Here is a 13,144-nt window from a genome sequence, read left to right as displayed (position 1 = left end):
AGCCCGTGGCATGCCCTGCCGTAACCCCCCAACGGCCGGCAGAAAAGGTGAGCGGCAGAGACTTGTGGGAACGAGAAGGCGGCGCGGAGCACGCCCCACCGGACTGAGGCATCCGTGTGACTGACGATGGGAATCGTCACGGCCATGCGGCCCCAGATTGGAATCTGGGGCCAGCGAAGGCCAGCCGCTGTAAGAAATGGCCGCCGGTGATTCGAGCAGTTCAGAAGGAGAACGACATGCTGAAAGGTTATACGTGGCCGCGGACGCCGAAAGGGACATCCAGCGTCGTCCCCCATCCGCCGTGGTATTTCGCAGGAGACTGTCTGGCGATCGAGTACGAGGCCGACGCCGAGGCCGTGCGGTCGTTTCTGCCGGCGGGCCTGGAGTTTCACTCTCCGCAATGCGCCGTCTACTTCATCGAATGGCAGTACGCGAGCGAAACCGGCGAGGAATATCTCGATCCGGCCCGCAGCCTGTATCACGAGACGATCTTCCTGCTCTCTGCGTCGCACGAGAACTCGCCCTGCTCCTACTGTCCATTTATCTGGGTCGATCAGGACGTTTCGCTCGTGCGCGGGATGATTCAAGGATGGCCCAAGCAGATCGGCTCGACCTGGATCACTCGGCCTTCCCCGCTGGTGTCCAAGGCGGCGCCAATGCTCGGTCCGGGCGGCCGGTTCGGAGCCACCCTCGCGACTAAAGACCGGCGGCTGGCTGAAGCGTTGGTCACGCTGCGCGAGCAGACCACACAACTGCCGTCGCCCGGCTTTGCCAGGGCGGTCAACGTGCGATGCTTTCCTGAGCTGGTCGCAGGCCGCCACGACCGGCCGGCCGTCCACGAACTGGTGCAACTGAAGTCCCGCGACGTTCAGGTATCGCTGGCGTGGAAAGGTGATGCGGTTCTCAAAGTGTTCGATCACCCGTATTGCGAGTTGCCGGCCCTGCGACCGCTCAAGACGCTGGCCGGGTATCGCTTCTCCTGCGCCCTGACGGTGGATGATCTCATCGTGCTTCGCGATCTGCGAAAATGAGGGAAGCTGCTGCGCAACATGTGCCTGCCCCTGCCCTCTGCCACGGCGAGACGCCCGGCAGTTGATGCAACTCCCTGTCGCGCATAGGCTGGTGCATCACCGGCGAAGGCGAATGCCCGCGACTGCCAACTTACGGGCAGAATATCCGTGCCCGAGCCGTAACTGAATGTGGGGACCATGGACCTGGACGCTGCGCTGAACGTCGTGGCCCAGCAGGGCCGGTGCCTGCGGGAGCGGCTTTGTCTGCCCTGGCAGGAGCAGGCTCAGCAGGCGGTCTGCGCCTTGCGATTCCGTCGTCAGGCCGCCGCCGCGGGACAGCCGGTCCAACTCGCGGCCATCGTGGGAGGGGCCTCCTCGGGCAAGAGCACCGTCTTCAACAACCTGCTCGGCGGCCACCGCGTCAGCCTGGTGACCATCCGCAGCCATGCGACGCGAGGCTTGATCGTCGCTGCTCATCAGAAGCAATACGACCGGCTCGACCGCTGGTTGAATCATGACCGGATTCTGCTACCGACGCTCGAATCTCAGCCCGGCCGTCTCGACGCCGACCTCCAGGGCCGGCCCGAAGCGGCGACAGTCGTCCAGCACGACGTCGCCGGTTTCGAGAACACGCTGCTGATTGACACGGCCGACTTCACCTCCAGCACCGCCGAACGCGAGGGCGACGTCACACTATCGCTGCTGCCATGGTTCGATCGGCTGGTGGTCATCGTCGACCACGAACGGTGGTTCGATCGCCAGGTTGTGGACCAGTTGGCCCTGCTGGCCGGGCGGTTCGCCCAGCCGCGGGCGGTGATCTTTAATCGGACCTCTGAGGAGGTCCTCGCCGAGCCCGACCGCTCGCGACTCGAAGAACAGGCACGCCATCTGGGCGCCGAGAAGGTATGCATCCTGAACTATCATCGAGGACGCGGTTTCCGCCGCTTCGATCCGCAGGATCTCACCGAAATATCGAGATTTCTGGCCGAACCGCCGCCGCGGCGAGAGCCGGCGCTGCACGCCGAGATCGCCAGAGAGGCTGCCGCCGCCCTGTCGGCCAACCGAACCCGCCTCGAACGACTCGATCAGCTCGAACGCACGTTGGCCGACGTGGCTGCCCGCTGCGCCCCGGCAACCCGCTGGGATTGCGTGACCGCCCTGATGACCCACGAAGAACGCGATCGGCTTGGTGTTGTCTCCCGGATTCTGGGGATTTCGCAAATGCGAGAGTGGCTCGGACGGCAAAAACGCTGGCTCGAAGAGGTGATGCCGCGGCTGCCTTGGACCGGCAAACGCGATACAGCCGTGGGGGCGGCCCCGCCCTTGTCGGAGAAGACCGATGCCACCCGCGAGGAACGAGGCCGCGACTGGCTCAACGCCCAGTGCGAACGCCAGATTCGCCGACTCAACGAGGAGGTAACAGCGAGCGACTTCTGGGAGGATCTGCGAACCGTCCACGGTCGGCCGCCCCTCCTGGTTAATCGCGGACTGATTGAGTCATTCCGGCCTCGCGCAGATGAGACCGTGGCAAGGTTGGCCGTCGCGATGGATGAATGGAACGCCAAGGTCCAACACGAATGCGAGGGCATTTCGCCCAAGCTCATCGGCTCGCTGGGAATGACCATCCTGGCAGGGGCGGCCATCCTGATCGCCGTACCCGGTCCGGTCGCGGCGCTGACGCCGGTCATCGCGGCCGGGGCCCTTAAGGCCGGCCTGCTCAAGCTGGGAGCGGCAGGAGCATTCGGGGCGATCTCGGCACGACCGCTCGCCCGCCTCACCGAGATCATTCGCGAGAAGCTCCTGGCCAGCACCGAGTTCCGCCGCGTACGCGAGGCCGCCGAGAGCATGCGGCGTCTCATCGAGGAGCATGGCCGGGCCGCCGCAGACTACCTCAGCCAGCAAGCCCGGGCGTTCACCTTGCCCCCGAATGACCCGCTCGGGCAGGCACTGCGGATTCTGAGCCGACAAGAGGATCGATCAGCATGAACGGAGCACCCGACATACCGAAAGACGGCGACCATCTGGCCGGCGCCGCCTTCGAGCTGGACCGGATCAACGCCGAGCTTGCGGCCCTCTTCGGGCGGGAACCGATCAAGCTGGCGGGCGGAGCAGATGAGTCACGCCGTGACCCCCTGGTCATCTGCGGACTGCTGGGCGGCAAGGACGTCGGCAAGTCAACGCTGGTCAACACGCTCGCTCAAAAAGAAATCTCCATCGACCGCGATGAGGTCGGAGCAGGCACTTCGCGCCCCATCGTGTACGTTCATCACGACATGGTGCCCCCCGCCCGCATGCGACTCGGCCGCGTCGACGGCGGACTCGATCTGCAGGTGTCCACCCATTCCGCCGACGGCATCCGTAACATCGTCCTCGTCGACCTGCCCGACTTCGACAGCGACTTCATGCGGCACGAGGCGATCGTCAAGGCGGTGGTTCCGCATCTCGACCGCGTCATCTGGGTCGCAACGCCTCGCAAGATCGCCGATCGGGCCTGGGTTGCATTCGCTCAGGACGTGGTCAAGGACGATACGAACGTGTACTTCGTGCTGAACAAGTGCGACGAACTGCTGGCCGATGAGGAAGACTGGACCCGCCCGTCCGACGCCGCCGGCATCGAGCGCCAGGCCGAAATGTTCTGTAATCGGCAAAGACAGTGGGCACTGCGAATGCTGGCCGAGGCCGGGCACGAAATGAACCCCGACCGCGTCTTTCTCCTCGCCGTCAAGTTCGCCGAGTCGTCGGCCTTTCTCGAACGCGTGGGAGTGATCTGGGACGACCCCGGCTGGCATCGTTACGGCGGCGACCGTCCCGTAGTGACCGCGATCGGCCGGTTCCTGGAAAACGAAGTGAAGCGGCTGCGCCGGAACGTGCTCGGACCGCTCGGCGCGGACGAGGCTGCCGAGGTCAAAGAACGTAACCTGCGCGAGCAGATCCGCCGTAACACGCAACGGATCCGGCAGGCCTATGAGATCGACCATTGGCTCGAACAACTGCAACGAGCGACCGCCGGCGAGCATCGGCAGGCCATGCTCAACGATGCATTCGGCGCCGACTACTGCCGAGGGGTCGCAACTGCCCTGTGGCGTACCCGCCGCTCGGACATCGAGCTGGCCGACGAGGTCATGGACGTCCGCGCGGGCCGCTGGCCGCTGCTGCGAGTCGCGTACTGGCTGAGTCGCTGGGTAATCCGCCGAGTGGGCAGAACGCTTGCTGGGCCGGGGACGGCGGCCCCGCAGACCGCCGTTCCCGCCGAGGAACTGTTCCGATTCCGAAGCCGCGGTCTGGCTGACCGCCTCGAGGCTCTCGGCGAGCGGCTGCGAACCGAGCATTCGCCGATTGTGCGGCAATTCCAGCTCCGCGAGCGATTCCCCGACACGGCCGAGCTTGCGGCGCGAGTCGAGCAGGAGCTGGCCGAGTTGCCCCTCAAAGATGATGAGAGCATCATCAATCGATTGACCATCGGCTACCGGCCGAGTTGGGCGAAACGGTTGTTCGTGTGGTGCGTGCTGTTCTGGTTCCCGTTCGTTCAGCCGGTGGCCGAGGGTCTGCTGGAGATGGCCGCCGCCGGGACACGAATCATGGGCTGGGCGCACGGCCTGTACCGGCTGGTCTGGGCACTCGGGGCGACACAACTGCTGAAAGGCTTCGTCGTGGTTGTGGGAATCTACGTCGCCTGCCTGGCGGCGATCTACGCCCGCAGCGTGCAGGATGTCTACAGGGCACGCGGCCTGTTGCGGGAAGGCGGACGGGGACGAGCCGAACACCTCGACGCCCGATCCGGCACCGAGATGCTGGCCGAAGCGATCGACCGGCATCTGCTCGAAGAAGTCGGCGGCGCGATGTTCCGACCGTTCGAAGCAGCAGCGATCCGGCTCGGGCAGGTGGCCGAGCGGCTCCACAGACTTGATACCCCAACCCCGGCGTTGCATGCGACTACGCCGGGGAATGAAGAACGGCGAATGCAGAATTGAGAATGGGACCCGTCCGGTCGCAATCGCCGGCCCCGGAATCATTTCTGGGGTCGCCGGCCCCAGAATCATCTTCGCTGGCCGCAGATTCATTTTCGCTGACCCCAGAATCATCTCTGGGTTCGCTGGCCCCAGAATCCTCTCCGGGTTCGCTGGCCCCAGAATCCTCTCCGGGTTCGCTGGCCCCAGAATCATCTCTGGGTTCGCTGGCCCCAGAATCCCTTCTGGGGCCTTCCGCGCGGAGGATTTCGCTGGCCCCAGAATCCCTTCTGGGGCCTTCCGCGCGGAGGATTCCTATCCTCATTCTCACCAGATGCGGAATGGATTCGGCCAGGCGAACCGGCCCGGAACGGATTCCGGGCCGAGCAGTAGGCGGATTCCGGGCCGAGCAGTCTTTCAGGAGAGGCGGTTCGGAAAAGATTCCGGGCCGAGCAGCTCCCAAACCTTGCAGGGGACGACCAGATCCTTAGCATGTCATCATCGTTGGTACGCATTGCCATCTGCATGCTCCAGAGGAGACCACCACATGTCAGTTGAACCGAGACATGCTCGCTTTGCTTGTCGAACGCTTCCCACTTGTTTGCTGATGACCGGGCTCCTGGCTTTCTGTGCAACAGCCCGGGATGCGCGGGGACAATCAACGGCCCCGGCTCGCCCGGCACAGGACCCGCTCAAATCCATCGGCCCCGACGACGGCTATCGCGGCATCTGGTACAGCAACCAGGCAACCAATGATGAATACGTCTACAAATACTCCGGCGGACTGGGCACCTACTGCGCCAAACACTCGCCGTTTGCGATCTACTCGGCCAAGGCCGACAAGACGTTCTTCTGCTATGGTGGAACGGTCAAGGATAAGAGGGAACTGCTCGAAATGGTCTCATACTACGACCACGCGACCGGCACCGTCCCGCGACCGACGATCCTGATGAACAAGGGCACCGATGACGCTCACGATAACCCGGTCATCTCCATGGACGACAAAGGCTACATCTTCGTGTTCTGCAGTTCACACGGGACATCGCGGCCGTCGTACATCTTCAAGAGCGACAAGCCCTACGCAACGGATTCATTCACCGTGATCTACAAGGGCAACTTCTCATATACGCAGCCCTGGTACTGGCCCGGCGAGGGCTTCCTGTTCATTCACACGCTGTACAAGGGCGGCCGTGCGTCGCACTGGAGTACCAGCCGCGATGGCATCACGTGGACTGAACCACAACTGTTGGCATTCTATGACCAGGGCCACTACCAGGTCAGCCGGCCGGGAAAAGGCGTGGTCGGCCTCGGCTTCAACTATCATCCGAAGGCTTTCCACGGCGATCCCAAGAAACGCGGACTGAACTGGCGAACGAACCTGTACTTCGCTGAGACCCGTGATTTCGGGCGCACCTGGACCAACGCCAAAGGCGACAGGCTCGATCTGCCGCTGAAGGCACCTCAGAACCCGGCGATGGTCCGCGAGTACGAAGCTGAGGATCTGCTGGTCTATGTGAAGGACATCGACTACGATGCCCAGCGCAGGCCGGTGATCCTGTTCGTCACCAGTCGTGGTTACGAACCCGGACCCCGCAACGACCCGCGGACCTGGAACATCGCCCGGTGGACCGGCAGCGAGTGGGTCTTCAGCCGCGTGACCAACTCCGACAACAACTATGATACGGGAAGCCTGTATATCGAGCCCGACGGGGTCTGGCGAATCATCGGCCCGACCGAGCCTGGGCCACAGCGATATAATCCCGGTGGCGAGGTCGCCATCTGGATCAGCAAAGATCAGGGGCAGTCGTGGACCAAGATCCGTGACGTCACTCGCAACAGCGAGCTGAACCACACCTACGTCCGACGGCCGGTTGACCCGCACCCGGATTTCTACGCCTTCTGGGCTGATGGCCACGGCCGCGAGCCATCCGAGTCACGGCTCTACTTCTGCAACCAGGCCGGCGATCGCGTGTTCCGACTGCCTTGGCAAATGACCGGCGACACGGCCAGACCCGAGCGGGTTGCGTACTCAAACCCGTGACACACGGCAACAAGAGCAAATGCCTGCGCTCACTGGCGGCGCCCATGGCGCAGACCGTTCCGCCTCTTGCACGAAACCTTCATGCCGGAGACATCGGTACCGCCCACACGCCGCCCTCCGGACCCGCAAGGCCCCTTGACGGTTCGCTGCATCCAAACCAATTTGCTTGTAGCACCAGAACCTTGCGGCCAAAGATCTGTGCGGCTTGCGCGCATTCTGTGGATCGCGGTTGCGCTCGGGTTGCGGTCCGCAAAAAGACGGTCCGCCTTAGGGCGGTATCTCATTGACAGCCGCGGGGTCGTTGCCGGGCTTGAGGAATGTCTCCGCCTTCACCCCGAACCGCTTGAGCCAGGTCTTGTAGTTCTCCAGATCGCCCCGCCGCTCATGCTGCGCGCCCTGCGCATGCCCGTCGAGAAACACGCCGTTGGTAAAGCGATTGAGGTGCAGTTTCCTCGCCACCCGACGGAACTTTTGGTTCGGCTCGTCGCCGTTCGCGTCGTTGTTCAAGATTCTGCCCTGCGGCAAATGACAACCCGCCCAGGCATCCATGGCGTCGATCCCGCCGCCATTGGCGGCCAACCAGCCAATCGCGCCGTCGACAACGCTCGGGTTCGGGCTCGTCAGGTTCTGCAACTGGCTCTGCCAATTCCGACGAACCACGTGCGGGTTGTTGCTCCAGTTTGCCGATTTCGACGGGTCCAGCATGTTCTCCGATTCCGCGCAGGCAATATAGATGACCTCTGACGGACGTCTGTAGCTGTCGATTCTGATTCCTGCACCCATCTCCATTTGTGGCCATCCGAGAATCTGGTCAGGGTTGAAGGCGTTGCCGATGTATCCGAGCCACGGGGCTGAACCTTTGGCCGTCCGGTCGGGATCGTGAAAGATCTCAAGCTGATCGACCCTCAATTGATTGCAGGTGGTTTTGTCAAGAATCCGCTTGATAAGACCCATTTCCCGCGCCACCATAAGCGTCCAATGATCGCTTCCATCGGGGTCGCCGCCGCGGGGAAGCTGTCCATTGTTCCGGCCCGCAAACATCTGGCCTGCCAGACCAAACTGCTTCACGTTGCTCAGGCAGGCAGCGTATCTCGCGTGAGCCCTGGCCCGCGCAAGCGATGGGAGCAGAATCGCAACCAGCAGGGCAATGATGGCCACAACGACCAGAACCTCGATTAGCGTAAAACCCGGGAACGGCAACCTGCGAAGCTTGATATTGGTCTCAGATCGCATCGGATGGGTCTCCTTAGAGCCTCTCTCGCCACAAGGCAAGCAATGAGAACACCTCCGGTCCCATACGTCGCTGCATGAGCTTACCCGGCCATGCGGTCCGGGGCTGCATATGATTCTACGGGAACGCCCCGCTAACGTCCATATGTTTTTCGGTAATTCCCTGACATCGGCTCAGGAGTATTGCCCCCTACCGTCTGCCAGAATTTCGACGCCCGCGCCCGAAAGGCCGCGCCGGCAGCCGAAGCGAATCACCCACCGTCCGGGCGACTGTCTCGAAGACACGGTTTCGTGCGTCGAAGACGGGCATGAGTCAGGTCAGTCAGCCGATGCCGCTTCTGGGCCGGGCGATCGAGGCGCAGCCAGACAACGGAGACTGTACCTGATCGCAAGTCCTGGACCTCACCGAGGATACCACAATCCCGGAGCCGGAGCTTCAGGTCAACCGGCAAGGACTTCGCTTGAGACCGCAATAAGGCCCACCCAACAGCGTGGCACAGAACAGGAACAACACTGTTCAAGGCGGATCAAATGCTCCCAACACAGTCAGGATTACCTTGGACGCCGGCGCCGGTCAGACAGCCCATGAACAACCCCACATCCGCCGAGTCCACATCGTTGTCCTTATCCAGGTCGCCCGCTTGGCAAGCCTCTTCGGGCTGCCGAATTCCGGACCCGCTGACGCAGGCCTGAAAATGGCCGAAGTCGGTCTGGTCCACGTCCTTGTCCCCGTCAAAATCGCCGGGAATCACGATGCCCTCGACCGTCAGGCTCACGGAAATGGTCTCGGTCTTGTTCGTCGAGTTGGGGTCGGAGATGGTAATCGTTGCCGAGTATGAACCGGGCAGAAGATCACCGACTGTGTAGCAGATCGTGATGGTGTCGGTTTCAGTGGTGCATGAGCCGGCAGCCGGGATCGCCTCCATCCAACTCCCATCGTCGGTGATGGTGTAGTTGAGGGTGAGGCCGCCGGAGTTCCAGACCGTGAAGCTGTCATTCGGCAGGTTTTGGCCCTCGGTCACCGTACGAACGATGGCGCTCGGCGCCCGCGCGATGGTCGGCAGCGGCTGGACGGCCTGCGTCCACTTCCACACGTAAAGGTAATTGACGTGCCGATTGCAGGGCAGGCCCATGCCCCAGACCTGATCGCTCGGGCCGTCGACCCAGGCGCCATAACCTCCGTGGGGACCCTCCGGCCAGAACGGGCACCATCCGCCGGACATGCCGAAGTTGGCCCAGTAGCCGTCAAACGCACCTTTGGTTAGCTGCCACGCAGTCCCATCCGGCGGACTCGGGATGGTGGGGCACGGCGCGGCAGACCCGGTGTTGCCCCAGCCGGCCCAGCATTTCTGGTTCTCGATAGGTTGGCCCGCGGCGTTGAGACACTTGTAGTAGATGTGGTGGTTTCCCCCTGATTGGGTCTCGTCCTGATAAACCCCGCTTACCAGCTTCCAGTACCATGTGCCAGGGGCAACATCAGCTTCGAACCAGCAAATGCCCAACGTGGTCAGTCTCGGGTCCCAGGTGTCGGGGGCTCCCGTGGCCGAGAGACAATAGATGCTGAGCGCCCACCCACAGACGAGAGCCGCCTTCATTTTCCCAGACATGGAACGTACCTCGCGCGATGTCGCCTGAACCCGGCGAGCCGCCCGGGAGATGCCTCCGCGATGATTCCATGTTATCCGATTCTTCAAGGCGGATCAAGTACATCTGATGCCGGGAATTGATTGCCCGATGACGTGAGGGACTTCAACCGGAAAGCGGCGGGCGTTGGCAACACGGGTCACATCGCACCTGCGGAGCAAGCCGGAAGAGGCGCAGCGAGCCCCTCGATCATCCGGATGACAAGCGGCCGTTCTTGACGCTGTTGCGGCAGGGGTCTATCTTGCCCGCTCTCCACCGAGGCTTTCCCGGAAACCTCGGATTGGACGAGCTCATGGCCGGTCTTACGCAGGTTCTGAGACGGCCTGTCAAACACCGGGCATCAATATGCGGGAGCAGTCATGAATCTGGTCACCGGTGCAACGGGACTGTTGGGGAGTCACATTGTCGAGCAGCTCCGGCTGCGCAAACGCCCGGTGCGGGTGCTGGTTCGCCGCGGTGGCAACGTGGAATGGCTTAAAACTCAGGGCGTCGAGGTTGCGGACGGCGATCTGACCGACAAGGCGGCCCTCGCCAAGGCCTGCCAGGGCGTGAAGGTCGTGTACCACGCGGCCGCACGCGTGGGCGATTGGGGCCCGTGGGAAGATTTCGTCAGGATCACCATCGACGGGACCCGCAATCTGGCCGACGCGGCCTCGGCCGCCGGATGCGAACGCTTCCTGCACATCAGCTCCATCAGTGCCTACGGCCACCCCGACGGCGAAGGCGTCGTCCTCGATGAAACCGCACCGCTCGGCACGAACCTGCATAAGTGGAGCTACTACTCACGGGCCAAGGTCGAGGCAGAGCATATCCTCTGGCATATGCACAAGGCCGGGAAAATCAGGCTCACCGTCATCCGACCGAGTTGGCTGTACGGGCCTCGCGACCGCGTCACCATTTTCCGCTTGGCCCGAATGCTCCGCGAGGGCAAGGCGAGAATTCTCGGTGACGGCAAGAACCGGCTGAACGTCGTCTACGCGGGCAACGTGGCCGAGTGTGCGATCCTGGCGTGCGACACCGAAGCCGCCGTCGGCCAGGCCTACAACGCGTGCAACGACGGCGAAATGCGACAGGAGCAGTGGATGAACATGCTGGCTGCCGCCCTCGGAGCCCCGCCGGTCACCAGGCACGTCCCGTATGGCGTCGCCTACAACGTGGCGTTTCTCCTCGAGTGCTTCGGGCATCTCTTCCGCACGAAGAAACCCCCGATGATCACGCGATACGCCGTGTGGCTCATGGGCCGCCGCGTCTATTTCAGCGCCGAGAAGGCCCGCAAGCAGCTCGGCTGGAAATCGACTGTCTCGTACGAGGAAGGCGTCAAGAAAACGATCGCGTGGCTGCGCGAGCAGGAGGAAAAACGATGAAACCTGAGATTCGCAAGCCGACTGAGGATGAGAGGAAGGAAGCTCACACGTGGCCGACGTGGAGCAAGGAGGCCGGCGAGTTCCCCTGGCAGTACGACGAAAAGGAAACGTGCCTGATCCTCGACGGCAACGTCACCGTCACCAATGAAACCGGCGAGAAGTTCAACTTTGGCGCGGGGGATTGGGTGGTCTTTCCGCAAGGCATGAAATGCACGTGGAAGGTCAACCGGCCGGTCAGAAAGCACTACAACTTCGGCGAGTGAGCGAGTCTTTTGTTTATCGGCATGTCGGTCTGTTCGAAGAGCGGCAGGTCTCCGTTGCCTTCGGCAACTCCGACCGTGCCCTGCCTTCATCCTTTCTTCAGTCGTTTGCCTTATCCAGCTCGAACTCCGCGTGGAGTACCTGAACGGCTTTTTCGCCCTCCTCGGCGTTGACGATGCAGCTTACCACAATCTCGCTGGTGGTGATGTTTTGTATGTTGATTTGAGCTTTCGCCAGAGCGCCGAACATCTTGGAGGCCACGCCCGTGTGAGTCTTCATGCCCACGCCGACGACGCTGACCTTGGCGAGGCCCGAGTCCATTTCGACCGACCGAATCCCCAGATCGCGGGCCAGTTCCTTGCAGACCAGCTCGGCGTCCTTGAGGTCGGTCCCCGCCACGGTAAAGCCGATATTGGCTTCGGAGGCGTGCTCGACGATGTTTTGAATGATGTCATCCACCACGATGCCCTGCTGGGCGACGCGAGCAAAAATCTTCGAGGCGATGCCCGGCTTGTTGGGCACGCCGACCAGAAGAACCCGGGCCAGGTCTTTCTTGAGCGTCACACCGCGAACAACGACGTCTTCCATTCCCTTGGTTTGAGCCACGATCATGGTCCCTTCTGTGTCAGTAAGCGAACTGCGAACGTGGATAGGCACGTTATACTTCTTGCCGAACTCGATCGACCGCGAATGCATCACCTTGGCGCCCAGCGATGCGAGCTCGAGCATTTCATCGTAGTTGATCTCGTTCATCTTGCGCGCCTGGGGCACGATCCGGGGGTCGGTGGTGTACACGCCGTCGACGTCGGTGTAGATCTCGCAGATCGAGTCCTTGAGAACGGCCGCCAGGGCCACGGCCGTGGTGTCCGAACCGCCTCGCCCGAGGGTGGTCAAGGCTCCGTCCTCGGTCACTCCCTGAAAACCCGCCACGATCACGATCTTGCCCGCGTTCAGTTCCTTGTAGATTCTGTCGGCGTCGATCGAGCGTATCCGGGCTTTGGTGTGAGCGGCGTCTGTCACGAGGCCGATCTGTCGGCCGGTGAAGCTGATCGCCTGGTGCCCGGCGGCCTCCAAGGCCATGGCCATCAGCGAAATCGACACCTGCTCGCCCGTGGTCAGCAACATGTCCATCTCGCGCTTCGGCGGGTTTGGGTTGACTTCCTTGGCCAAAGCGATGAGCTTATCGGTCGTCTTGCCCATGGCCGAAACGACCATCACCACCTGGTGCCCGCCGAGCTTCGCCTTGATCGCCCGCCGGGCGGCGCGGTGGATCTTTTCCGCGTCCGCGACACTGCTCCCGCCGAACTTTTGAACGATAATGCTCATGTTCCTCGCACCGAAAAACGGCCTTGTCTCCGCCGCGGCCCGGCCGCGGATCGATCATCCCCCCGAAACCCGCGGCGCGCAAGCCCGCGAAGCTTAACACAAGATGGCCCCAAGGCAAGCCCCCAGTGTTTGCGGATTGACTTATACATCGCATTATCGTGTCGAATAACACCCCCCCGCCCCGGACAACCGCCCGCAGCTTTCTGGTGCCTTATTCTCGTTCCATCAACGGCTTCCGGTTTTCTCTGCCGACGCTGTGGTTGCCCCAAGGCGTGACCCCTCGCTGACGCTTGGGGATCCTGAAAGATGCGCCCGGGCCGT

9 protein-coding genes are annotated in these 13,144 nt (G+C 62.6%); 6 read left to right on the top strand and 3 right to left on the bottom strand.

The window, feature by feature from the left end; genetic code table 11:
- Window positions 1-236: 236 nt before the first annotated feature.
- The 4 genes from PLL20_04875 (at window position 237) to PLL20_04860 (ending at window position 6,998) form a co-directional block, all read left to right on the top strand.
- Window positions 237-1,031 (top strand): acetoacetate decarboxylase family protein, encoded by a 795-nt coding sequence (locus tag PLL20_04875; GenBank protein ID HPD29304.1) that lies wholly within the window; start codon window positions 237-239, stop codon window positions 1,029-1,031.
- A gap of 177 nt (window positions 1,032-1,208) precedes the next feature.
- Window positions 1,209-2,996 (top strand): hypothetical protein, encoded by a 1,788-nt coding sequence (locus tag PLL20_04870; GenBank protein ID HPD29303.1) that lies wholly within the window; start codon window positions 1,209-1,211, stop codon window positions 2,994-2,996.
- Window positions 2,993-4,981 carry a GTPase domain-containing protein gene (locus PLL20_04865; GenBank protein HPD29302.1) on the top strand — a complete coding sequence of 663 codons (1,989 nt, stop codon included), beginning with the start codon at window positions 2,993-2,995 and terminating at the stop codon, window positions 4,979-4,981. Before PLL20_04870 ends, PLL20_04865 begins: the two co-directional genes overlap by 4 nt.
- 523 nt (window positions 4,982-5,504) lie before the next feature.
- Entirely contained in the window at window positions 5,505-6,998 is a 1,494-nt protein-coding gene (locus PLL20_04860; protein HPD29301.1) for a BNR-4 repeat-containing protein, read from the top strand.
- A 267-nt stretch (window positions 6,999-7,265) separates the two neighbouring features.
- On the opposite strand, the gene PLL20_04855 is transcribed toward PLL20_04860, so the two are convergent.
- Window positions 7,266-8,231 (bottom strand): type II secretion system protein, encoded by a 966-nt coding sequence (locus PLL20_04855; protein HPD29300.1) that lies wholly within the window; start codon window positions 8,229-8,231, stop codon window positions 7,266-7,268.
- 524 nt (window positions 8,232-8,755) lie between these two features.
- Entirely contained in the window at window positions 8,756-9,835 is a 1,080-nt protein-coding gene (locus tag PLL20_04850) for a hypothetical protein (protein HPD29299.1), read from the bottom strand.
- 396 nt (window positions 9,836-10,231) lie between these two features.
- On the opposite strand from PLL20_04850, the gene PLL20_04845 reads away from it, so the two are divergent.
- Window positions 10,232-11,236, top strand: coding sequence for an NAD-dependent epimerase/dehydratase family protein (locus tag PLL20_04845; protein ID HPD29298.1), 1,005 nt, complete (start codon window positions 10,232-10,234; stop codon window positions 11,234-11,236).
- Entirely contained in the window at window positions 11,233-11,499 is a 267-nt protein-coding gene (locus PLL20_04840) for a cupin domain-containing protein (protein ID HPD29297.1), read from the top strand. The genes PLL20_04845 and PLL20_04840 overlap by 4 nt, the downstream gene beginning before the upstream one ends.
- A gap of 97 nt (window positions 11,500-11,596) precedes the next feature.
- Here PLL20_04840 and PLL20_04835 read toward each other — a convergent pair whose 3' ends face one another.
- On the bottom strand, window positions 11,597-12,823 hold the full coding sequence (locus tag PLL20_04835) for an aspartate kinase (GenBank protein ID HPD29296.1): 1,227 nt from the start codon (window positions 12,821-12,823) through the stop codon (window positions 11,597-11,599).
- Window positions 12,824-13,144 lie beyond the last annotated feature (321 nt).

Source organism: Phycisphaerae bacterium (genome assembly GCA_035384605.1).
Taxonomy (GTDB): Bacteria; Planctomycetota; Phycisphaerae; order UBA1845; family PWPN01; genus JAUCQB01.
This window is presented reverse-complemented; position numbering and strand designations above follow the sequence as displayed.